This window comes from Streptomyces sp. NPDC059166, from assembly GCF_042755185.1.
In the GTDB taxonomy this organism is placed as follows: Bacteria; Actinomycetota; Actinomycetes; order Streptomycetales; family Streptomycetaceae; genus Streptomyces.
The window spans coordinates 39,472-61,101 of sequence record NZ_JBHZCI010000029.1; the positions used below are offsets into that span (position 1 = coordinate 39,472).

A 21,630-nucleotide genomic window follows, 5' to 3' on the forward strand; every position below is an offset into this window, starting at 1 on the left:
CACCGCCCGGTACTCGGACCGCCCCGTACGTGAGACCGGTCAGTCGCGCACGCAGAACTCGCGGTCGTTCAGCCACTGCCCGAACCACTCGCTCAGCGGCACGGTGATGCACCATCCGGGATCGTTGGTGCCCGGTGCGGGAGGCGTCGTCACCGGCGGCGTCGGCGTCCCGCTCGGGTCCGGAGCCGTCCCCGGGGCGTCCGGAAGCCCGCTCAGCGCCTCACGGAACAACCGGGACGACTCGGGGTTCTCGGAGCACTGCCACACCCCGTGCGGGCAGTAGTCGGTGATGGTCTGGTAGAGCGGCTTGTGGCGCTCCATCCACTCCAGCATGCCCCGCATGTAGGCGGGGTTGTCGCCGTTGCGGAACAGCCCCCATTCCGGATACGAGACCGGCTTGCCGCGCTCGGCGGCGAAGTCCACCTGCTTCTGCAGCCCGTAGGGCTCGTCCACCTGCTCCTCGAAGGTCAGGGCCGGGGGCTGGTCGTAGGAGTCCATCCCGATGATGTCCACGACGTCGTCGCCCGGATAGCACTCGGTCCAGGGCACGGCGTCGCGCCCCCTGCTCGGCGCGAAGTCGAAGCGGAACCCTTGTCCGGGCACCGAACGCATCGCGGTCACGATGCGTCTCCAGTACGCCTTCCACGCGACGGGATCCGGGCCGCACCGGTGGGTGTACGTCGTCCCGTTCATCTCCCACCCGAGGACGATCACGGTGTCCGGCACCCCCAGCAGGACCAAACGCTCGGCGAGCTTCTCGAAGTGCTGGTCGAATTCGCCCGCCGCGCCCCGCCGCAGAAGGGCGCGCACCTCGCCGTCCGGCACCCGCGCCTCGTTCCGCTCCAGCATCGGCGTGTTGAGTACGAACATCCGGTCCGCGTCCGCCTTGCGCCAGGCCGCCCAGGAGGCGAGGAAGCCGGGACGGCCCTCGATGTTCTCCCACAGGTCGCCCGGAAGGTAGCTGTGCCCGACCCGGAGCTCCGTCCCGCCGAGCCAGCGGGACAGCTCCGCCATCCGCTGCACCCCCTTGGGGCCGTAGTCCAGATAGGCGCCGACGGCGGTCGTACGATCCTCGTCCGGCGCCCCCGGGGCCGGGCTCTTCCCCGCCTGTGTGTCCTCGGGGCCGGGACCGGTCAGGACCGCGCCCCCGACGAGGAGGCAGAAGGCGCTGGCGCCGACACCGAAATTGATGAGACGGCGGTTCACGGGCACGGCTCCTCCTTGGCTTGAGGCCGGTCTCCGACGTTCTCGACCTTAAGGAGAAACATTCAACAATGGGCTGTGGGGTCGTCGGCGATAGGCCATTCGCGACACGCGGGGATTCAGATGGGGCCGTTCGGGTGGGATTTCTCGAAGGTGAACGGAAGTGAACCCACGCGGTTGTCGAAATTCGAATCCACAAGGCCGGGTCCGGCCGTGGTCCGGATCCCCCCGAGCCGGGTGAGCATCTCGCGGAACAGGGATTTCATCTCCAGCTTGGCGAGGTGTGCGCCCAGACAGTGATGTGGTCCACCGCCTCCGTATCCGAGGTGCGGATTGGGCGACCGGGTGATGTCGAAGGAATCGGGATCATCGAATACGGCGGCATCCCTGTTGGCGGACGCGTAGAGGAGCACGACCTTGTCCCCGGGCAGGAAGGAACGGCCGCCGAGCGCGCACTCCGCGGCCACCGTCCGCCGGAACTGGATGATGGGGGTCGAATGGCGCACGATCTCCTCGACCGCCCCGTCGGCGTACCGGTCGAAGTCGGACTCCAGCAGGGCCCGCTGGCCGGGATGCGTGCTGAGCAGGACCATCCCGTGGGCGATCGCGTTCCGGGTGGTCTCCACGCCCGCGACGAGCAGCAGCGAGAAGAACGCGCCGAGTTCACGCGAGGACAGGGACCGCCCGCCCACGTCCGCGCGCACGAGCGCCGAGATGACGTCGTCCGCGGGGGCGCGGCGCCGCTCGCGGGCGATGCCCGCCATGTCCCACTGCATACGCGCGAGCGAGCGCAGACCCCGTCCCGGGATCCGCAGCCGGGCCCGGCCCCGCCGCTGCACCCCGACGTACTCCGATGCCCCGTCGATACGGGCCGCGATGTCCGACCGGTGGCGACCGGGGACGCCCATCAGGTCACAGATGACCTCGAACGGCATTCGGGCGCCCGCCGAACGCATGAAATCCCCGGGCCCCTCCAGCGCCATCTCGTCCACCAGCCGACGGGCCACGGACCCGATGTTCTCCTCGGCCGCGGCCAGCAGGCGGGGCGTGAAGGCCCGGGAGATGGTCCTGCGCAGCCCGGCGTGCTCCGCCCCGTCCATGTTGACCATGGAGTTGCCGAACAGCGCCTTCGCCCAGGGTGCAGGTTCCGGGGTCGTCACCCCGGGGGCGCTGGCGAAGAGCTGCGGCTGCCGGCTGGCGGCCTTCACGTCCGCGTGCGTCACCAGCGCGTGGAAGGGCGTGCGCGCCCCCGACCTCGGGGTGAACCGCACCGGTCCTCCGGCCTCCCTCAGCCGGGCGAAGGCGGCCAGCCGCCGATCCCGTGGGAGCCGCCAGAACTCGGGATCCGCCAGATCGGCGGGACCGTCCTCCGCCGCGCGGTCCGCGGGTGTCCGATGCGTCAGCGCGTTCATGTACGACCTCCGGGTGCTCGGACGGCCATGCTGTCCCGGCTCACGGCGCGCGGCGCCCGACACGGCCGGAGCAGCGGGAGAATTCCCACGGTCGCCCGATGGCCCAGCGACGAGAACCGATCGCGCCGAGCGTCGTTGCCCACTCGAGCGAGAGATCTCGCAGGAGCGGACGAGAGGGAGGTACACCCACCATGAAGCCGAGCGACAGCACCGAGCACGAGCCGTCCGGCACCCCGGGAGCGGGGCGCCGGGCCGTGCTGCGCACCGCCTTCACCGCGGCCGTGATCGCCGGAACGGGCGCCGCGCTCGCCCCCGTCGTCCTCCACGGTGCGGCGCCTGCCGGCCCCGTACCGGGACGCGACGCGGTCGGTCCCGAACGGTTCTCCGAGGTCTACCGGGGCCGGGAGATCCAGGGCACGGCGACGGCCGTGGTGCCCGCGGGCGCGCAGCACGGGGCGGCCGAGGCCGGGACCGTGGCCGCCGTGCCCGGCATCGACGTGCGGGTCGACGGACGGAGCCTGCACGTGATGCGGAGGGCGGACGGCAGCTACCTCAGCGCCGTCAACCACTACGAGTCGTTCCCGACCCTCCTCGAGACGGCCCGAGCGGCGGTCGACGAGCTCGGTGAGGCCCAGCTGTCGGCCGCCTCCCCGCACACCATCTGAGCCCGGAGGACGGTCACGTGCACAGCCGGAAGAACCAACGCGATCTCACACGCACGGAGAAGAAACGACTCGTCGACGCGATTCTCGAGCTCAAACGCTCCGGCCGCTACGACGAATTCGTCGCACTGCACCGTCAGTACTACGTCACGGACAGCGAGAGCGGGCCGCGGCCCGCGCACATGACGCCGTCCTTCTTCCCGTGGCACCGTCAGTACCTGATCGAATTCGAGACGGCCCTGCGGTCCGTGGACCCCCGGGTGTCCCTGCCCTACTGGGACTGGACGCGGGACGGCACGGCGAGTGCCTCCCTCTGGGGGGACGACTTCCTCGGGGGCAACGGCAGACCCGGCGACCGGCAGGTGATGACCGGGCCGTTCGCCTACCGCCAGGGCAACTGGCGGATCCGCGCCGGAGTCACGGACGACCCGTTCCTCCGGCGCAACTTCGGCAGGCCGTCGTCGCCCGTCACCCTCCCCGGTGCGGGCGAGGTGGAACGCGCCCTGAAGGACCCCGTCTACGACGCCGCACCCTGGAACAGCGTCAGCACCACGGGCTTCCGGAACCGGATCGAGGGCTGGGGAATCCGAGGGGGCCGTGGCGTGGCGAACCACAACCGGGTGCACCGCTGGATCGGAGGGTCGATGGCGGGCGCGGCCTCGCCCGACGACCCGGTCTTCTGGCTGCACCACGCGTTCATCGACCTGCTGTGGGCGCGCTGGCAGAAGGCCCATCCCCGCTCCCGGTACCTGCCGGCCCGCGCGCTTCCGGCGGAGGACCCGCAGTCCGACCGGGTCTTCCCGCTCGACCGGCCGATGCCGCCGTGGGACGTGCCCCCCTCCCGGCTCATGGACCACACCCGGTTCTACCGGTACGTCTGAGGGAATCCGTCCCGGAAACGGGGCAGGGCCTCCCCGCTCCGCACGGAGGCGGAGCGGGGAGGCCCTGAAGGTGACGAGGCCCGGTCAGTGACCGTAGCCGTACTCGCCCTCGTCCTCGTGCTTGTCCTCGTGCTTGTCCGCGTGGCTGTCGGACACGTTGGCGCAGGTGTTGCCGAAGGACGGGTTCAGCAGGGCGATCACGTTGACCGTGTTGCCGCAGACGTTGACCGGGATGTTGACCGGCACCTGGACGGCGTTGCCCGAAATGACACCGGGGGAGTGGGCCGCGACCGCGTCCGCTCCGGCGTCGGCGGCAGCCATGCCGGCGCCGCCGGCGATCAGGGCACCGGTACCTGCCATGACAGCGGCCACCTTCGAGATACGCGACATCAGTTCTCCTTGTAAGGATCGGGACCGGCTGCCGAGCGGCGGCCGGTATGCCCTTTCAACGCGGAACTCGACAGACGGTAACGGATCACCGCAAAAGTCATCATCACGGCTCAACTCCGGCCGATGAGCGCGAGTCCGGCGGAGGGGAGCTCGTTCAGCCGGACCCGCCAGTCCCGGGCGCCGGGGAAGCGGGCCTTCACCGTCCGTGCGGCCATGTCCCGCACGTTGACCTGGCTCTCGCGCAGCCGCAGCAGCGGCTCGAGCGAGGAGCGGGCCAGCAGCAGACGCCGGTTGACGACCGGCACGGGACCCCAGTTGGTCTTGTACTGCTCCGAGCCGCGCAGCAGGCTGAGCACGCCGAGCTCCAGCTCACCCGCCTCCCTGGCGATCTCGCGGAGCAGCATCGAGGAGACGTCCACCTTCCGCTCCCTGAGCCGGGGGTCGGCGCCGTAGAGATAACACCCGGTCAGCCGCGCCGACCGGTACGACAGATCGGCGGCCACCACCTCCCCGTCGAGCACGAACTCCCGGACCGTGGCCTCGCCGTCCCGCACCATCCGGCGCGTCGAACGCACCAGATGCGCGCAGAACCGGGACCGCAGGTGCTCCGGGTTCACCCCCCGGCCGAGCCACTGGAGTTCGTGCAGCCTCAGCAGATTGCCGATGGCTCCCGACACACGGTGCACGGACGCCGGGCGGCACTCGATGCCCAGCGTGTCGATCCTGCGCAGTTTGGCCCTCGCCCGCTGGGCCCGGGAACCGCTCATCCGGCCGATGAGGGCGTCGATGGGCTCGCCCGGCAGCTCCATGCACGTCGAGTCCGTGAGGCTGCTCCGGGCGCCGGACCACTGCTCGAAGAGCAGGTTCGCCGAGGCGTCGGGACGTACCTCACGCAGGTCCACGACCGTGTGCGCGGCCGCCCGGTCCAGGCCCCGCTCCAGCGCGGCGACCGCCGCCGGGGTGTCCTCGCCGTCCACCAGGATGTCGAAGAAGTCCGAGATCGGGCCCCCCAACGGCACCAGCAGGGGCACCGGCCGGTGCACCAGCATCAGGGCGGCCGCCCCGATGAGGCGTCCGTCCCTGCGCGCCAGGAGGACCCGGAGCCGGCCGGGGGTCCCGTAGGAGAGCCACCACGAGTGGAGCCAGGCGTGGCTCTGGAACGGTGTGGCGGTGGGGCAGCGACGGTGCAGCGCGTCCCACTCGGGGGCGAGGTCGGCGAAGTCCGGCAGATCCCTGCAGAGGGTGACGGTGATCCGTCCCCGGCGGTCGGTGTTCATCGTACGAATTCCCTCTCCTCGGCCGAGCCGCCGTGGGACGGACCCGGAACCTGCGCGGTGACGTCCCGGCGGGCGGGGCGCGGACGTACGAGCAGCACGAGCGCGCCGGCCAGCCCTCCCGCGCTGGCACCCACGGCCGTGCCGAGCGGTGTGGACGGGGAGGCGGGATCGGTGGGGGGCACGGCGTGCGAGAACTTGACCAGCTTCACGCCGGTGTCCTTGGCCACGTGCCCGCCGGAGACGACCAGGGCCTCGGTCACCGCGTTGGCGATGTCCGAGGCGCGGTCACGGTCCGCCGACGTACCGGTGACCGCGATCATGGGTGAGTCCGGGGAAGTCTCGGACCGCACGTGCGTCCGCAGTTCGCGCACCGGTTCCCCGGCGGCTCCCTTGGCGTAGGCGAGTGTGGCGTCGCTGGTGGCGAGCCGGCCGTACGACTGGGCGTACCCCAGTGCCGCGGCGGGATCGGTGCCCTTGCCGGCGGTCACCATCACGTACCCGGTCGAGGCGTACTCGGGTGTGGCGAGCAGCCCGTACGAGAATCCGCAGGCGGCCCCGAGCAGGGCGCAGGCGGGCAGGGGCCACCAGCGGGGCGGTGCGAAAGCGGGACGCAGCCTGCGGAACCGTCCGGGGACGGCCGGCTGCTGCTCGGGCGACTCGGTCATGGGTGTGCTCTCTCGGTCTGGGGAACGGTGGTCAGGCCGGTGGCCTGTGCGTAGACGCTCATGAGGCGCCGGCTGCTGAGCCTGATGTCGTAGTGGTCCACTGCCGCCGGCGGCGGCAGCCTGGGGGTGCCCCTGTCCATGTGGCGCCGCAGGACAGCCCTCAGCTCCTCGGGATCCCCCGGAGCGGCCCCGATCCGCGTGGTGCCCGCACCCCGGCTGCCTGCCGGGAGGTCCTCGACGGCGGGGCATGCGGCGTACACCACGGGCAGGCCGGCCGCCAGCGCCTCGACGCAGGCGAGCCCGAAGGACTCCTCGCGGGACGCCGAGACGAACACGTCGGCGGCGCTCAGCACATCGGGGACCCCGGGGACCGCGTCGGTGGTACCGCACTCACCGAGGAACCGCACCCGGGCGGCGGCGCCGAGACGGGCCGCGAGGGCGCGCAGCGAGGCGTCCTCGGGCCCGGCGCCCGCCACCACGAGCCACGCGCCGGGGAGGGCGGCGACCGCGCGGACAAGGAGGTCGAAGCGTTTGCCGGGGACGAGTCTGCCCACGCCTCCCACCACGAAGGCCGCCTCGGGCAGGCCCAGCAGGTGACGGGTGGTGCGTCGGCGCTCCGGGTCGAAGCGGAAGGCGGCCACGTCGATGCCGTTGGGGACCGTGTGGATCCGGGCGGCCGGTACACCCCAGGCACGCAGCCGGCCTGCGACGGTGTCGGACACGGCGACCGTCGCCGCCCCCAGCCGCTCGGTGCGCAGGTACAGCTCCCTGGTGCCCCGGGTCAGCGGCCGGCCCTCGATCTCCGCGTCTCCCAGCGAGTGCTCCGTGGAGACCACGGTGGTCCCGGCCAGACGCGCGGCGATCCTGCCGTAGACGCAGGCGCGGTAGAGGTGCGTGTGCACGAGGTCGTAGCCGCCGCGGCGGATGAGCCCGGCGAGCCTCGGCACCGCGCCGAGATCCCGGTTGCTCCGCATCCCCAGGTCCCGGACGTGCACGCCGTCCTCGCGAAGACCCCGGGCGACCGCACCGGGGTTGGTGAGCGTCACGACGTCGCAGCGCGCCGGCAGGTGACGCAGCAGCAGACGCAACTGCTGCTCCGCCCCGCCGATGCCCAGGCCCGTGATGACGTGCAGTGCCCTCATCCGGCCTCACCGGACCGGTTGCGCAGCCGGTGCCGCACCTCCTTGGCCCGCAGGCGCGCTCCGCGGTCCGCGTGGCTGATGTGCGTGCGCGGAAGGGCGAGCGGGCCCGAGAGGGAGCCGGGGACGAGCGCGCAGCCGTAGGTGTAGCCGGCCTCCCGCACCGACTCGACCACTCGGCGGTCCACCGTCCCGTACGGATAGCAGAATCCCTCCGGGGGCTGCCGGAGGATCCGGCCGAGGGCCTCCCGGCTGCCGTGCGTCTCCGCGCGCAGTTCGTCGTCGGACAGCGCCGTCAGATCCCGGTGGAACATGCCGTGCGATCCGATCTCCATGCCCGACGCGGCCAGGGTGAGCACGCCCTCCTCGGTGAGCAGGGGCTTGCGCGGGCCGAGCGGGTCCCACTCGTTGGACCCGCCGGGTCTGCCGGGAAGCACGAAGACCGTCGCCGAGCAGCCGTGCGACAGCAGTACGGGGAGCGCCTCGTCGAGGAAGTCCGCGTACCCGTCGTCGAAGGTCAGCCCGACCAGGCCGCGCCGTCCGGCGGCCCGTGCGCGCAGCAGCTCCGAGATGCCCACGCCGGTCAGGCCGCGGCGCCGCAGCCGGGTCAGCTGTTCGTCCAGCCGGTCCGCGGAGACGGTGATGCCGTACGGATCGTCGACGGGGTCGCCCACCGAGTGGTAGGTCAGGATCCACGGCGGTGAACGGCGGGGCAGCGTACGGGAGGGGAGTGCCGAGGTGTCAGCGGCCATGGGGGAACCTCTGTCGGATGAGTGCCATCAGATGAAGGGCTTCGGGCGCCCTGAGCGCGAGAGCCGTGAGGAGGAACGCCGCGGGGATCACGGCACAGCAGACCGCCAGGCCCACGACGGGCCCGGGCGCCAGGTCCGCCGCGAGCCGTCCGGCGCCGGCCGCCGCCGCGGCCGCCACCACCGGACGGGTCAACGAGAACGCGACGGCACCGGCCCGCACGGCGACCGCCCGTGAGCCCAGGCCCAGCAGCATCAGCAGCGCCGCGGTGGTGATGCCGACGGCGTTGGCGGCGGCGATGCCCTCGACGCCGAACGGACCTGTCAGCAGAAGACCGGCCAGGGTGGTGACGAGGAGTCCGGCGGCCATGGCGCCCAGGGGGTACCAGGTGGGCCGCCCGGCCGAGAAGTACGGCCTGCACAGGGCGCCGACCAGGGTGTGGCCGAGCAGCCCCAGCGCGTAGACCCGCATGACCGCCGCCGTCGCCGCGGTGTCGGCGGCGTCGAAGGCCCCGCGCTGGAAGAGGACTTCGACGATCTGCTCCGCGCAGCCGAGAACCGTGGCGGTACCGAGCAGCACCACCGTCCCGGCGAGCGCGAGGTCACGCTCCACCCGGCGGCGCGCCCCCTCCGCGTCGCCGGAGGCCATGGCCCGCGCGACGAGGGGGAAGGTCACCGTGCAGATCATCATCGACAGCACCATCGGCAGCTGAGCCACCTTCTGCGCGTAGTTCAGGTGCGAGATCGCCCCGTCCGGCAGGGAGGAGGCCAGGATCCGCTCGACGAGCACCTGCGCCTGACGGCTCACCACGAACAGCACGACCGGCGCCAGCACCGTGGCTCCGAGCAGGGCGGGGCCACGCCCCCTCACCCTCCGGCCGGCACGCCGGCGGGGCATCAGCCGGACGAACGCGGGCAGCAGGGTCAGGATCATCAGCAGACTGCCGAGAGCCACGCCCGCGGCCGCAGCACGCACCCCCCAGAGGGAGTGCAGCGCCAGGGTCGTCGCGATGATCCCGATGTTGTACGCGATGTAGACGCCGGCCGGCGCCAGGAAACGGCCGTGCGCCCGCAGCGCGGCACTGAAGTAGCCGGTGACGCCGAAGGTGAGGACGGTCACGGCCGTCAGGCGGGTGCAGTCCACGGCGAGCCGGGGATCGTCCAGCCCGGGGGCGAGCACGCCGACGGCCCAGGGAGCCCCCCACACCAGCAGACCGCCCGCGCAGGCAAGCGTGGCGAACAGCCGGGGGAGGGTGTCGGCCACGAGCGCCCGCACCGGGTCCTGTGCGTGGCCGCCGGCCGCGCGCCGCGTCAGGGCCAGGCTGAACGCGGGCACCAGCAGCAGCGCCATACCGTCCTCGATCAGCAGGGTCGCCGCCATCTCGGGTACGGTCCAGGCGATCAGGAAGGCGTCGCTGGCGTGGCTGGCGCCGAAGAGCCGGGCGACGGCCTGGTCGCGTACGAGCCCCAGCAGCGCGGCCACCACGGTCAGTCCCGCGGCCCCGCCCACCGCGCGGGCCAGCAGGCCCCCGGACCGTGCCGGGGTCCCGGGAACCTCAGCCCCGACGGCTGTCCTCTCCGCGGCGGGCCCGGTCGTCGTACCACTCACCCGGCGGTCGCCCCCTCGTGGGCGGCCAGTGCCCACCAGGCGGCGAGACCGAGCACGATCCCGGTCAGGAGGGTGGAGGGGCCGCCGATGTCCGCGTACAGGAAGTCGACCGTCTGCCATGTCATCAGGCCGACGGCCACGAGGCCGCAGTCGAGTGCCGCCGACCCGCCGGCACGTGCCCGCGCCAGTCGGCGGATTCCGGCGGCCAGGAGGGCGAGCCACGATCCGGCGAGGAGGACGCAGCCGACGAGCCCCTGCTCGCTGAGCACCAGCAGATACATGTTGTGGGGGGAGAGCAGCGGCTGCCTGCGGAACTCCTGGCCCGCCCCCTCCGTGTCGCTGCCGGAGGAGAGCCCGATCGAGGCATGGCCGTCCCGGTGCGCCGGGAAGCCCTTCAGGCCGACTCCGGTCGCCGGCTGCTCACGCCACATCCCGGTGGCGGCGGCCCACATGGTGTAGCGGTCGTTGACGGACCGGTCGGGCGCGCTGGTGACCTCCGTGATGCTGGTGAGCCGCTGGGCGATCATGTCGGAACCGATGCCGAAGCCGCCGACGAGTACGACAGCGGCGGCTCCGGTCACCGCGAGGGCGCGCACGGCCTGCCGCAGCCCGGTCAGCACGATCACGGCGACGGCCCCCGCCGCCGTCGCGATCCACGCGCCGCGGCTGAAGGAGAGCGTGAGCGGGACGGCCAGCAGCGCGGCGGTGGCACCGGCCCACAGCCTGGCCCGGCCGGTCGCTCCCGGGGACCCGCGCAGGGCGAACGCGGTGGCCGCCACCAGGCCGTAGCCGACCACCGTGGCCATCCCCATGACGTCACCGGGCCCGAACGTGCCGACCGCGCGGATCTCCTCACCCATGTAGGAGGCCCCGGAGCCCGTCACGTACTGATGGACTCCGACCCCGCCCTCGATCGACGCCAGCACGACCAGGGCGCCCGCGAGCACCCGGAAGTCCCGGGCGTTCCTGAGCAGCAGGACCACGGTGGCGGGCACGAGGACGAAGACCTGCAGGTACCGGACGAAACCCGGCAGGGCCGCCACGGGGTCCGCGGCGGTGACCGTGGCCACCGCCAGACCCACCACGGGCAGCCCCAGCACCGCCGCCGCGGTGGGGGAGAGCGGACGCCGCCGGAGGAGGAGCAGCCGGCCGGCGCAGACGAGCACGGCCGCACCCGACACGAGGTCGGCCACCGGGACTCCGGCCGGTCCGTCCCCCAGGGTGCCCGGCGGAAGAGCCACGAGGAGAACCGCCGCGATCAGCGGAAGCAAGGTCCACCGGTGGCCCGGGCCGCCGGGAGGCGTGGCCTCCCGGGCGGTCGGCGGGGCGGGCGCGGCGGTTACGGTGAGGGCCACGGTTCAGCTGCCTCCGAGCCTGAACACCGAGCCGGCCGTGCGCGCCAGCACGCACATGTCCTGCCACAGCGACCACGTCTCGATGTACCGGTTGTCGAAGCGGGCCCGGTCCTCGATCGACGTGTCCCCCCGCAGACCGTTGACCTGCGCCAGCCCCGTGATGCCGACCGGCATCCGGTGCCGTGCCCGGTAACCGGGGTGAGTCCTGCTGAACTGCGAGACGAAGTACGGGCGTTCGGGACGCGGTCCGACGAGGCTCATGTCGCCGCGGACGACGTTCCACAGCTGGGGCAGCTCGTCGAGCGACGTCCTGCGCAACAGCCTGCCCGCCCGGCTCATGCGTCCGTCCGACGCGACGTTCCACCGCGTGGCGGACTCGTTCTCGTCGGCCGGACGCAGGGTGCGGAACTTCAGCAGCACGAAGGGGCGTCCGGACTCGCCGATACGTTCCTGGCGGAAGATCACCCCGGGTCCGTCGCACACCCGCACGGCGAGTGCGCAGGCGGCCATCACCGGGAAGGCCACCACCAGCGCGGCCGACGCCAGGACGGCGTCCATCGCGCGTTTCACCAGCCGGGCCGGCCATCGGCCCGCCGCCGGGTGCAGTGAGTGGACCGCGAACCCCCAGACGTGGTCGGGGCGTGGTGCGGTCCGGGAGCGCACCACCGTTCCCTGATCGCTGATCAGCCAGACCCTGCATCCGTGCCGGGTGAACAGGGAGAACAGCTCCTCCCCGTCCGGTGCGGCCTCGGGCGGCACGGTGAAGACGGCATGCCGTACGGAGTTCTGCACGACGGCCCTGCCGGCGTCCTGCACCGAGGCCAGGACCGGCAGCGGTGCCTCGCCGGCACCCGCGTCCGCCGTCACCTCGGTGTCCTGACCGGCGCCGGTGACCCTGCCGACCGGCCGCATGCCGTAACGGCCGTGCTCCTGGAGTACGGCGACGACGGCGTCGGCGAGAGGGCCGTCGCCCACGACGAGGGTGGAGCGCGGATGACGCGCGGCCGACCACAGCACCCCGCGGTGCACGAAGGCCCGCGCCCCGCAGCTCACCGCGATCTGGACTCCCGCCGCGCACGCGAGCGCCGCCCAGCCCGTCGAGTGACGGGGGGCCAGGGCGGAGACCACCTCGGCGACGATGTACCACTGGGCGACGGCCAGCCCGGTCAGCGCGGGAAGCTCGGCCAGGACGGAAGGGGACAGTCCCGTCCGGTAGAGCCCCCGGTGGGCGTGCAGGAGCACCTGGACGGCGGCCTGCGCGAGAAGGACGGTCACCGGCCAGCCTCCGGGGGCGGCAAGCGCCGCGGCCAGGCCAAGGGCCAGCACGTCGGAGGCGAGCAGGGCGGCGGGAGCGCCGCGGCGCCACGCCCCCGCGGCGCGCCGCGGAACCGGGGCGCCGTCGTCGCCGCTGCGTTGCGGGCGGATCGCCGAGGCGGCACGCCGTACGGCGGTGGCCTGGGCGGCTCGGGGGACAGGGGCACTCTCCGTCGTCATCGCTCGGTGCGCTTCCTCGTCGTGGGGCGGGACAGGCCGACAAGTTCCTGATAGAGGGTCAGGACCGCACCGGCGGTCCTGGTGACGTCGAAGACCGACCGGGTACGCGCCTGAGCGGTGCGGCCCAGTTCCGCCAGCAGTGCGGCGTCGCCGAGCAGCGTGGTCAGCGCGGACGCAAGGGCGGCCGGGTCCTCGGGCGGTACGAGGCAGTGGGGAAGGTGCTCCGGGGGAAGGCTCTCCCTCGCCCCGTCCACATCGGTCAGCAGCACCGGCGTGCCGCAGGCCATGGCCTCGAGCGGGGCCAGGGCCATCCCCTCCCAGCGCGACGGCAGGACCAGCAGGTCGGCCGCCCTGACCCAGGGCCGCACGTCCGCCGCGGCCCCGGCGAAGACCACCCCCGGCGGTGCCGCCCGGCGCAGCTCGTCCGCGCACGGACCGTCGCCCACCAGGACCAGCCGGGCGTCACCCACCGACGCCGTGCGCCAGGCCCGCAGCAGCAGATCCTGTCCCTTCTGCCGGCTCAGGCGCCCGACACACACGACGAGCGGGGCGCCCGCCGGGAGTCCGGCACGTGACGGGAGGCAGGCGCGGGCAGCCGTGCGGTCCCCGTGGGCAGGACGGAAGCGGCCGAGGTCGATGCCGTTGCGGATCACCGACCAGCGTGCCCTGATACCCGCGTGCTGGCCCCTCCTCCGCTCGGACTCGCTGACGCAGAGGATGCGGTCGCTCCATCGGGCCCCGTACCGTTCCCAGGCGGCGGCGAGTTCGGCGGCCCGGCCCTCCAGCGCCTCGAACGACCAGGCATGAGGCTGGAACACCGTCGGAACCGTGCCCCGCACGGCCAGACGGCCCGCGAGTCCCGCCTTCGCGCTGTGGGCGTGGACGACGTCAGGAGCACACGCGCGCACCAGACGGGCGGCGGTGAGGACTTCCCGGGCGAGGCGTGGACCGGGCGAGCGCCCCGCGGGCCAGGGATACACCCGGGCGCCGGCGGTGGCCGCCCCGTCCGCCAGCGGCCCGTCCGGCGGGCAGGCCACGACGGGCCGCAGTCCGGCCCGGACCTGTGCCGCCACGAGGTCGGTCACGACTCGCGCGACGCCCCCTTCGACCGGCTGGACCAGGTGGAGGACCGTCAGTCGTTTCTCATCGGTGCAACTCTTCTGCAGCACGCACGGCTCTCTTTCACAGGACCCCGAAGAGCCGGTTTCGGGAATGCACCGGCGGCAGGCAATTGGTGGCGGGGATCAAGTAGGTAAAACCGAATTGCACTGTGGCAGAGAGTGCCTGGGAAAACACGGAGGACTCGCGTTCGTGTCTTCGTGGATCGCCGCCGCCGACGCCCCCGACCACCGGTTACCGAATGCGACGGCGTGTCAGACGCCGCTGACAGTAACCGTCCTGAACGGTGTCGCATGATGGCCCGGCCGAACACCCTCGGCGCACCTGCGGGGCTCGGAGGTGCCGAGCGGTATTACGCCGAATTCGGCGCGGAGTTGTGACTCGCAATTCCTCGCTCCGTCGTGTCCGCCATTCGGGCGCGGCATTCCCGGGCCTGTCCCGTGCGAAGCGGACCGGGGCCGGGGGACCGCACCGGTGCGGCCCTCCGTCCCGCGCACCGAAGGCGGTGCCGTCCTGGCCTGCGGGACCGCGCACCGCGTCGCCCATGACCCACGTCAGGGCCGCGCGGCCGCGCACCGGACGTGCGCGAGGGCTCCGAGTGCGAGGCGGGGTGCCCGGACCGGGGCTGCCGCGTGCTCCCGGATGCCGGGGTCCGCGTCACCGGCCGGCCTCGGGGCCGCCCTCGGGTGCCGTGTACCGGTGAGCACCGTCGACGGGGCAGTATCGGGTGCGACGGGGGACGACGGTCCCCGGTCACGGTCAGCGAACGGCCGACGAGGACAAGAGGAGAACAGATGGTTCACGAACGTGCCGGTCAGCCGGCGCAGCCCGGAGACCTGGTGGACGTGGCACGCCTGGTGACCGCCTACTACACGCTCCGGCCCGATCCGGCCGACCCCGGCCAGCGGGTGGCGTTCGGTACCTCGGGGCACCGCGGATCCGCGTTCGCGGCGGCGTTCAACGACGACCACATCGCGGCCACCACGCAGGCCATCTGCGAATACCGGGCCCGCCAGGGCACCGACGGACCCCTGTTCCTCGGCGCCGACACCCACGCCCTGTCCGAACCCGCCCGGATCACCGCCCTCGAGGTGCTGGCAGCCAACGGGGCCACGGTCCTGATCGATTCCGACGACGGCTACACACCCACCCCCGCCGTGTCGCACGCCATCCTGACGTACAACAGGGACCGCACGTCCGGCCTCGCCGACGGAATCGTCGTCACCCCGTCGCACAACCCGCCCGCCGACGGCGGCTTCAAGTACAACCCGCCGCACGGCGGCCCGGCGGGCTCCGACGCCACGTCGTGGATCCAGGACCGCGCCAACGCCCTGATCGAGGGCGGGCTGAAGGAGGTCCGCAGGGTCACCCACGCCAGGGCCCTCGCCGCCGGCACCACGGGCCGGCACGACTTCCTCACCGGCTACGTCGACGACCTCCCGGCCGTCCTCGACCTGGACGCGGTGCGCGACGCCGGAATCCGGATCGGGGCGGACCCGCTCGGCGGCGCCTCGGTCGCCTACTGGGGCCGTATCGCCGAACGGCACGGGCTGGACCTCACGGTGGTCAACCCCCTGGCCGACCCCACCTGGCGTTTCATGACGCTGGACTGGGACGGGAAGATCCGGATGGACTGCTCCTCCCCCCACGCCATGGCCTCCCTGATCGAGAAGCGCGACGCCTACACCATCGCCACCGGCAACGACGCCGACGCCGACCGGCACGGCATCGTCACCCCCGACGGGGGTCTGATGAACCCCAACCACTATCTGGCCGTCGCGATCCGCTACCTCTACACCCACCGGGAGAACTGGCCGGCCGGCACGGGCATCGGCAAGACACTCGTCTCCTCCTCCATGATCGACCGGGTCGCCACCGACCTCGGGCGCCCGCTCGTGGAGGTCCCCGTCGGATTCAAGTGGTTCGTCGACGGCCTCTTCGGCGGAACCCTCGGCTTCGGCGGGGAGGAGTCCGCCGGGGCGTCCTTCCTGCGCCGGGACGGCCGGGTGTGGACCACCGACAAGGACGGCATCCTGCTCGCCCTGCTCGCCTCGGAGATCACCGCCGTCACGGGCTCGACGCCCTCCCAGCACTACCGCGAACTCACCGGCAGGTTCGGTGACCCGGCCTACGCCAGGATCGACGCCCCCGCGAGCCGCGAGCAGAAGGCGGTCCTGGCCAGGCTCTCACCCGAGCAGGTCACCGCCGGAACCCTCGCGGGAGAGCCGGTCACCGCGGTCCTCACCGAGGCGCCGGGCAACGGTGCGGCCATCGGCGGGCTCAAGGTCTGCACGGAGAACGCCTGGTTCGCGGCACGGCCCTCAGGCACGGAGGACGTGTACAAGGTGTACGCGGAGAGCTTCCAGGGGCCCGAGCACCTCGCCAGGGTGCAGGACGAGGCCCGGACCCTGGTCTCCGACGCACTGGGATCGGCGGGCTGAGGCAGGCCGTGGGCCCGGATCCCCGGGCCCACGGCCTCTCGGGAGACCGTCGGCGCCGGGGGCCCTCAGCGCTCCCCGCGAAAGGCGCGCAGGATCTGCTCGGCCGCCAGCGTGGCCGTCAGCTCGCCCTCCCGGACCCGCTGTTCCACGACCGGAGCGAGCGACCGCACCTCCGGGTGGCCTCGGAGGGCGTCCAGCAGCTCGTCGCGGACCATCGCCCAGGTCCAGGCCACCTGCTGCTCACTGCGCTTCTCCGCCAGCCGGCCGGTCGACTCCAGCAGCGTGCGGTGCTGCTCCAGCCGCTCCCACAGCGCGTCCAGCCCGGTCGATTCCCTGGCGCTGCACGTCAGCACCGGAGGCGTCCACGCCGCGTCCACCGGGTGCATCAGCCGCAGCGCGCCCGCCAGTTCGCGTGCGGCGGAACGCGCGTCGCGCTCGTGCGGACCGTCCGCCTTGTTGACCGCGACGGCGTCGGCCAGCTCCAGGACCCCCTTCTTGATGCCCTGGAGCTGATCGCCGGTGCGGGCCAGGGTGAGGAGCAGGAAGGTGTCGACCATGCCGGCGACCGCGGTCTCCGACTGGCCGACACCCACCGTCTCCACCAGCACCACGTCGTAGCCGGCGGCCTCCATCACCACGATCGACTCCCGGGTGGCCCTGGCCACCCCGCCGAGCGTGCCGGACGTGGGGGAGGGGCGTACGAAGGCCCGGTCGTCCACCGCGAGCCGTTCCATCCGGGTCTTGTCGCCCAGGATCGAACCCCCCGTACGGCTCGACGACGGGTCCACGGCAAGCACCGCGACACGGTGCCCGAGGCCCGTCAGCATGGTTCCCAGGGCGTCGACGAACGTGGACTTGCCCACCCCCGGGACGCCGCTGATCCCGATCCGCCTGGAACGGCCCGAGTGCGGCAGCAGCGCGCCGAGCAGCCGCTGGGCCTGCGCCCGGTGATCGGGGCGCACCGATTCCACCAGGGTGATGGCCCGGGCCACGAACGACCGTCTGCCGTCGAGCACGCCCTCGACGTAGGCGTCGACGTCGATGTTCACCGCCACAGCCGACCGCTCACAGCTCGTGGCCGAGCGAGGCGGCGAGCCGCGCGACGAGGCCGTGGGCCGCGTCCGGGATCACCGTCCCCGGCGGGAACACCGCGGCGGCGCCGGCCGCGTGCAGCGCCTCCACGTCCTGCGGCGGGATCACCCCGCCCACCACGATCATGATGTCCTCCCGGCCCTCGGCGGCCAGTTCCTCGCGGAGGGCGGGGACGAGCGTGAGGTGACCGGCGGCCAGGGAGGACACACCCACGATGTGGACGTCCGCCTCGACCGCCTGCCGGGCGACCTCGCGCGGCGTCTGGAACAGCGGGCCGACATCGACGTCGAAGCCCAGGTCGGCGAAGGCCGTGGCGATCACCTTCTGCCCCCGGTCGTGGCCGTCCTGCCCCATCTTCGCCACGAGGATCCGCGGACGCCGCCCCTCGGCCTCCTCGAAGGCGTCGACCGACGTACGGGTGCGTTCCACGGACGGTGACTCCCCTGCCTCTTTGCGGTACACCCCGGAGATCGTACGGATCTGGCCCGCGTGCCTCCCGTAGACCTTCTCGAGCGCGTCCGAGATCTCCCCCACCGTCGCCATCGCCCGGGCCGCGTCGACCGCCAGGGCGAGGAGGTTGCCCTCGAGCTCCGGGCCCGGGTCCCGCCCGGCCGCCGCGGTCAGCGCCCGCAGCGCGTCCTGGCAGGCGGCCTCGTCCCGTTCCTCGCGCAGCCGTCGCAGCTTCTCGACCTGCTGGGCGCGCACCGAGGAGTTGTCGACCTTGAGGACGTCGATCGCCTCGTCGCTCTCCACCCGGTACTTGTTCACGCCGATCACCGGCTGGCGCCCGGCGTCGATACGCGCCTGCGTGCGGGCCGCCGCCTCCTCGATCCGGAGCTTCGGGATACCGGCGTCGATGGCCTTGGCCATGCCGCCCGCCGCCTCGACCTCCTCGATGTGCTGCCAGGCCCGCTCCGCGAGGTCGTGCGTGAGCCGCTCCACGTAGGCGCTGCCGCCCCACGGGTCGATCACCCGGCACGTCCCGGACTCCTGCTGGAGCAGCAACTGGGTGTTGCGGGCGATCCTCGCAGAGAAGTCCGTCGGGAGCGCGAGCGCCTCGTCGAGTGCGTTGGTGTGCAGCGACTGGGTGTGCCCCTGTGTGGCCGCCATCGCCTCCACACACGTGCGCGTCACGTTGTTGAACACGTCCTGCGCGGTGAGTGACCAGCCCGACGTCTGCGAATGGGTGCGCAGCGAGAGGGACTTGGGGTTCTTCGGTTCGAACCTGCCCACCAGCCTGGCCCACAGGAGGCGTGCCGCGCGCAGTTTCGCGATCTCCATGAAGAAGTTCATGCCGATCGCCCAGAAGAAGGACAGACGCGGTGCGAACGCATCGACGTCCAGGCCCGCCTCCCGGCCGGCGCGCAGGTACTCCACCCCGTCGGCCAGGGTGTAGGCCAGCTCCAGATCGGCCGTCGCGCCGGCCTCCTGGATGTGGTAGCCGGAGATCGAGATGGAGTTGTAGCGGGGCATCCTCCGCGAGGTGAAGGCGAAGATGTCCGAGATGATCCGCATCGAGGGGCCCGGCGGATAGATGTAGGTGTTGCGGACCATGAACTCCTTGAGGATGTCGTTCTGGATGGTCCCGGCCAGCTTCTCCGGGGGCACCCCCTGCTCCTCCGCGGCGACGATGTACAGGGCCAGTACCGGCAGCACCGCCCCGTTCATCGTCATCGACACCGACATCCGGTCCAGCGGGATGCCGTCGAACAGCTGCCGCATGTCGTAGATCGAGTCGATCGCCACCCCCGCCATGCCGACGTCCCCCGTCACCCGCGGGTGGTCGCTGTCGTAGCCGCGGTGGGTGGGCAGGTCGAAGGCGATGGACAGGCCCTTCTGCCCGGCCGCGAGATTGCGCCGGTAGAAGGCGTTGGACTCCTCGGCCGTGGAGAATCCGGCGTACTGGCGGATGGTCCACGGCTGGTTGACGTACATCGTCGGATAGGGGCCGCGCACGTAGGGGGCGATGCCCGGGTAGCCGCCGAGGAAGTCCAGCCCCTCCAGGTCGCGCCCGGTGTAGAGCGGCTTCACCGTGATGCCCTCGGGGGTCTCCCAGAGCAGTTCCTCCTCGGGCCGTCCGGCCGACTCCTTGAGCTCCGCACGCCACCGCTCCTCGGAGACGGGCGCGGGGGTCTCCCCGTTCAGGCCGATGCCGGAGAAGTCCGGCACGGGGCGCTGCGCGGCCCCGGTGTTCTCGTGGGGCTGCATCACGCCACTCCCATGCGGTCGAGTTCGGAGGAGAGGACGGCGACGACGTCGCAGCCGGCGAAGACGTGGACGTCGGCCCCGGAGGCTTCCTCCGGCCGTCCGGCGAGGAAGACGCGCCGCGCGCCGGCGGCCCGCAGGGCCGTCACGACGGCTTCGGCCTGTTCGGCGTAGAGCGCGTCCGTCGAACACAGACAGGCGCTCGACGCCCCGCTCGCCGCGAAGGCGGCTCCCACGGTCGACGCGTCCACGGAGACCGGCTCGTGGACGGGTTCGACACCGCCGGCGAGGAACAGGTTCGCCGCGAAGGCGGCCCGGGCCGTGTGCGCGGCGGCGGGCCCCAGCGCGGCGATGAACACCTTGGGCCGGCTTCCGGTGGCCGCCAGGTGCGCGTCCGACCTGACCCGCAGTCCCTCGAAGGCCTCGTCGCGGCGGACGCGGGGCAGCCCGGCCGCCGGAGCGGCCTCCGGGTGCGGCTCGCGTTCCAGGGGCCGTTCGGCCAGATGCGGGAACTCACTGACCCCGGTCACCGGTTCGTTCCGCCGCGCCAGGCCCTCGCTGCGGGCCGCCCAGGTGGTGGCGAGCCGTTCCTCGACCATGCCGGAGGCCAACGCCTCGGCCTGGCCTCCCGCCCGTTCGATCTCCTGGAAGAACGACCATGCGGCGACGGCGAGTTCGTCGGTCAGCCGCTCGACGTACCAGGAACCGCCCGCGGGATCCGTCACCCGGGCCAGATGCGACTCCTCGATCAGGATCGTGGAGGTGTTCCGTGCGATCCGCCGCGCGAACGCGTCGGGCAGGCCCAGAGCGTGGTCGAACGGCAGCACGGTGACGGAGCCGGCCCCGCCGACGCCGGCGCCCAGGCAGGCCAGTGTGGTCCGCAGCATGTTCACCCACGAGTCACGGCGCGTCATCATCACGGGCGAGGTCACGGCGTGCTGGCGCTGGGCCCCCGCCTCCGTGGCGCCGCAGACCTCGGCGACGCGGGACCACAGCCGCCGTGCCGCACGCAGCTTCGCGATCGTGAGGAACTGGTCGGCCGTCGCCGCGTACCGGAACTCCAGCTGCCCGCACGCCTCCTCGACGGACAGCCCCGACCCGGTGAGAGCCCGGAGGTACGCCACACCGGTGGCCAGGGAGAGCCCCAGTTCCTCGGCTGCCGAGCCGCCGGCCTCGTGGTAGGGGAGTGCGTCGACCGTCAGGGCGCGCAGCCCCGGGTACGCGTCGGAGCACAGCCGCGCCCAGTGGACCGCCGCCTCCAGTCCCGGCGGCGTTCCCGCGCGGGCGGACTCCCCGAGGGGATCGATCCCGAGGCCGCCGCGCACGGACTCCTTCGCCATGCCGCGGGCCTCGCAGAGGCGGAGCAGTTCCCCGGCCGCGGGGCCCGGATCGGCGCCGGCGTCCAGGACCAGGGGCGCCAGGTCGAGAAGCACACCCTCCAGCGCCCGGGCCAGCCCGGAGACCGGGACACCACCGGGCCGGCCCACGGACAGCCAGAGCGAGGTGACGCCGTTCTCCAGGTCGGCGAGAAGCGCGTCGTTCAGCAGCACGGGGTCGGTCAGCGCGTGACGCTGGCGCACGTCCCAGCCGTCCGGGGCGTTCCCGGCGGCCAGGCTTCCCCGGGTGAAGGGGGCGAAGCCCGGCAGACCGGAGTCCGGCGAGACGTCGGCGGAGGTGTACAGAGGGCGGGCGGTGAGCCCGTCCCCGAGCGCGGTGGACAGCGCCTCCTCGGCGGCCGCTCCCGTGGCCTCCTTGCCCGACCTGCGCAGGACGCCCTCTACAAGGCTCTGCCAACGGTCGTGCGAAGGGGCTGGGAGATCGGCGGCCGGCGAAAGCCCGTCAGCAGGCAGGACCGTCATGCTCAGATGCTAGGTCAGCGCTCTTCGGAGCAGCAGGGGCATCGGTTGTGACCTTGCCCTCGTCGGAATGCGGTGATT

Annotated in this window: 17 protein-coding genes; 3 read left to right on the top strand and 14 right to left on the bottom strand. The window is 72.8% G+C overall.

All coding sequences use genetic code 11. The annotated features are described in order from the left end of the window. Positions 1–39: 39 nt before the first annotated feature. Both ACFXOA_RS21835 and ACFXOA_RS21840 read right to left on the bottom strand, forming a co-directional pair. Complete coding sequence (locus ACFXOA_RS21835) at positions 40–1,212, bottom strand: glycoside hydrolase family 26 protein (RefSeq protein ID WP_385030933.1); 1,173 nt, start codon at positions 1,210–1,212, stop codon at positions 40–42. A gap of 110 nt (positions 1,213–1,322) precedes the next feature. Further along, positions 1,323–2,615: a cytochrome P450 gene (locus ACFXOA_RS21840; protein WP_385030936.1), complete on the bottom strand. Its 1,293-nt coding sequence runs from the start codon at positions 2,613–2,615 to the stop codon at positions 1,323–1,325. A gap of 191 nt (positions 2,616–2,806) precedes the next feature. Here ACFXOA_RS21840 and ACFXOA_RS21845 point away from each other — a divergent pair, with 191 nt between their 5' ends. Beyond that, a complete protein-coding gene (locus ACFXOA_RS21845) occupies positions 2,807–3,280 on the top strand; it encodes a tyrosinase family oxidase copper chaperone (protein WP_385030939.1) in 474 nt (157 codons plus the stop codon). A gap of 17 nt (positions 3,281–3,297) precedes the next feature. Then, on the top strand, positions 3,298–4,158 hold the full coding sequence (locus tag ACFXOA_RS21850; protein WP_385030942.1) for a tyrosinase family protein: 861 nt from the start codon (positions 3,298–3,300) through the stop codon (positions 4,156–4,158). Between the two features lie 84 nt (positions 4,159–4,242). On the opposite strand, the gene ACFXOA_RS21855 is transcribed toward ACFXOA_RS21850, so the two are convergent. From ACFXOA_RS21855 to ACFXOA_RS21895, 9 genes are all read right to left on the bottom strand, one after another. Then, positions 4,243–4,548, bottom strand: coding sequence for a chaplin (locus ACFXOA_RS21855; protein WP_385030945.1), 306 nt, complete (start codon positions 4,546–4,548; stop codon positions 4,243–4,245). A gap of 110 nt (positions 4,549–4,658) precedes the next feature. After that, positions 4,659–5,825 carry a GNAT family N-acetyltransferase gene (locus ACFXOA_RS21860; protein ID WP_385030948.1) on the bottom strand — a complete coding sequence of 389 codons (1,167 nt, stop codon included), beginning with the start codon at positions 5,823–5,825 and terminating at the stop codon, positions 4,659–4,661. After that, positions 5,822–6,490: a YveK family protein gene (locus ACFXOA_RS21865; protein WP_385030951.1), complete on the bottom strand. Its 669-nt coding sequence runs from the start codon at positions 6,488–6,490 to the stop codon at positions 5,822–5,824. The genes ACFXOA_RS21860 and ACFXOA_RS21865 overlap by 4 nt, the downstream gene beginning before the upstream one ends. Then, entirely contained in the window at positions 6,487–7,632 is a 1,146-nt protein-coding gene (locus ACFXOA_RS21870) for a glycosyltransferase (RefSeq protein WP_385030954.1), read from the bottom strand. Before ACFXOA_RS21870 ends, ACFXOA_RS21865 begins: the two co-directional genes overlap by 4 nt. Continuing rightward, positions 7,629–8,381 carry a polysaccharide deacetylase family protein gene (locus ACFXOA_RS21875; protein WP_385030957.1) on the bottom strand — a complete coding sequence of 251 codons (753 nt, stop codon included), beginning with the start codon at positions 8,379–8,381 and terminating at the stop codon, positions 7,629–7,631. The genes ACFXOA_RS21870 and ACFXOA_RS21875 overlap by 4 nt, the downstream gene beginning before the upstream one ends. Continuing rightward, positions 8,371–9,987, bottom strand: a complete 1,617-nt coding sequence (locus ACFXOA_RS21880) for a lipid II flippase MurJ (RefSeq protein WP_385030960.1) — start codon at positions 9,985–9,987, stop codon at positions 8,371–8,373. Before ACFXOA_RS21880 ends, ACFXOA_RS21875 begins: the two co-directional genes overlap by 11 nt. After that, positions 9,984–11,342, bottom strand: coding sequence for an O-antigen ligase family protein (locus tag ACFXOA_RS21885; RefSeq protein ID WP_385030963.1), 1,359 nt, complete (start codon positions 11,340–11,342; stop codon positions 9,984–9,986). The genes ACFXOA_RS21880 and ACFXOA_RS21885 overlap by 4 nt, the downstream gene beginning before the upstream one ends. A gap of 3 nt (positions 11,343–11,345) precedes the next feature. Next, on the bottom strand, positions 11,346–12,836 hold the full coding sequence (locus ACFXOA_RS21890) for a sugar transferase (protein ID WP_385030966.1): 1,491 nt from the start codon (positions 12,834–12,836) through the stop codon (positions 11,346–11,348). Continuing rightward, a complete protein-coding gene (locus ACFXOA_RS21895) occupies positions 12,833–14,005 on the bottom strand; it encodes a glycosyltransferase family 4 protein (protein WP_385030969.1) in 1,173 nt (390 codons plus the stop codon). Before ACFXOA_RS21895 ends, ACFXOA_RS21890 begins: the two co-directional genes overlap by 4 nt. 744 nt (positions 14,006–14,749) lie before the next feature. On the opposite strand from ACFXOA_RS21895, the gene pgm reads away from it, so the two are divergent. Then, a complete protein-coding gene (pgm, locus tag ACFXOA_RS21900) occupies positions 14,750–16,396 on the top strand; it encodes a phosphoglucomutase (alpha-D-glucose-1,6-bisphosphate-dependent) (protein ID WP_385030972.1) in 1,647 nt (548 codons plus the stop codon). A gap of 65 nt (positions 16,397–16,461) precedes the next feature. Here pgm and meaB read toward each other — a convergent pair whose 3' ends face one another. Genes meaB through ACFXOA_RS21915 form a run of 3 tightly spaced genes read right to left on the bottom strand, consistent with a single transcriptional unit; the run spans position 16,462 to position 21,552 of the window. Next, positions 16,462–17,451 (bottom strand): methylmalonyl Co-A mutase-associated GTPase MeaB, encoded by a 990-nt coding sequence (gene meaB, locus ACFXOA_RS21905; protein ID WP_385030975.1) that lies wholly within the window; start codon positions 17,449–17,451, stop codon positions 16,462–16,464. Between the two features lie 10 nt (positions 17,452–17,461). Continuing rightward, entirely contained in the window at positions 17,462–19,696 is a 2,235-nt protein-coding gene (gene scpA, locus ACFXOA_RS21910) for a methylmalonyl-CoA mutase (RefSeq protein ID WP_385030978.1), read from the bottom strand. Further along, complete coding sequence (locus ACFXOA_RS21915; RefSeq protein ID WP_385030981.1) at positions 19,696–21,552, bottom strand: methylmalonyl-CoA mutase subunit beta; 1,857 nt, start codon at positions 21,550–21,552, stop codon at positions 19,696–19,698. The genes scpA and ACFXOA_RS21915 overlap by 1 nt, the downstream gene beginning before the upstream one ends. Between the last annotated feature and the right edge of the window lie 78 nt (positions 21,553–21,630).

What these genes read in the sequence shown, in the direction of transcription:
- ACFXOA_RS21865 (WP_385030951.1), bottom strand. Translation starts at nt 6,490, where the DNA reads ATGACCGAGTCGCCCGAGCAGCAGCCGGCCGTCCCCGGACGGTTCCGC.
- ACFXOA_RS21840 (WP_385030936.1), bottom strand. Translation starts at nt 2,615, where the DNA reads ATGAACGCGCTGACGCATCGGACACCCGCGGACCGCGCGGCGGAGGAC.
- ACFXOA_RS21890 (WP_385030966.1), bottom strand. Translation starts at nt 12,836, where the DNA reads ATGACGACGGAGAGTGCCCCTGTCCCCCGAGCCGCCCAGGCCACCGCC.
- ACFXOA_RS21860 (WP_385030948.1), bottom strand. Translation starts at nt 5,825, where the DNA reads ATGAACACCGACCGCCGGGGACGGATCACCGTCACCCTCTGCAGGGAT.
- ACFXOA_RS21875 (WP_385030957.1), bottom strand. Translation starts at nt 8,381, where the DNA reads ATGGCCGCTGACACCTCGGCACTCCCCTCCCGTACGCTGCCCCGCCGT.
- pgm (WP_385030972.1), top strand. Translation starts at nt 14,750, where the DNA reads ATGGTTCACGAACGTGCCGGTCAGCCGGCGCAGCCCGGAGACCTGGTG.
- ACFXOA_RS21915 (WP_385030981.1), bottom strand. Translation starts at nt 21,552, where the DNA reads ATGACGGTCCTGCCTGCTGACGGGCTTTCGCCGGCCGCCGATCTCCCA.
- scpA (WP_385030978.1), bottom strand. Translation starts at nt 19,696, where the DNA reads ATGCAGCCCCACGAGAACACCGGGGCCGCGCAGCGCCCCGTGCCGGAC.
- ACFXOA_RS21855 (WP_385030945.1), bottom strand. Translation starts at nt 4,548, where the DNA reads ATGTCGCGTATCTCGAAGGTGGCCGCTGTCATGGCAGGTACCGGTGCC.
- ACFXOA_RS21870 (WP_385030954.1), bottom strand. Translation starts at nt 7,632, where the DNA reads ATGAGGGCACTGCACGTCATCACGGGCCTGGGCATCGGCGGGGCGGAG.
- ACFXOA_RS21845 (WP_385030939.1), top strand. Translation starts at nt 2,807, where the DNA reads ATGAAGCCGAGCGACAGCACCGAGCACGAGCCGTCCGGCACCCCGGGA.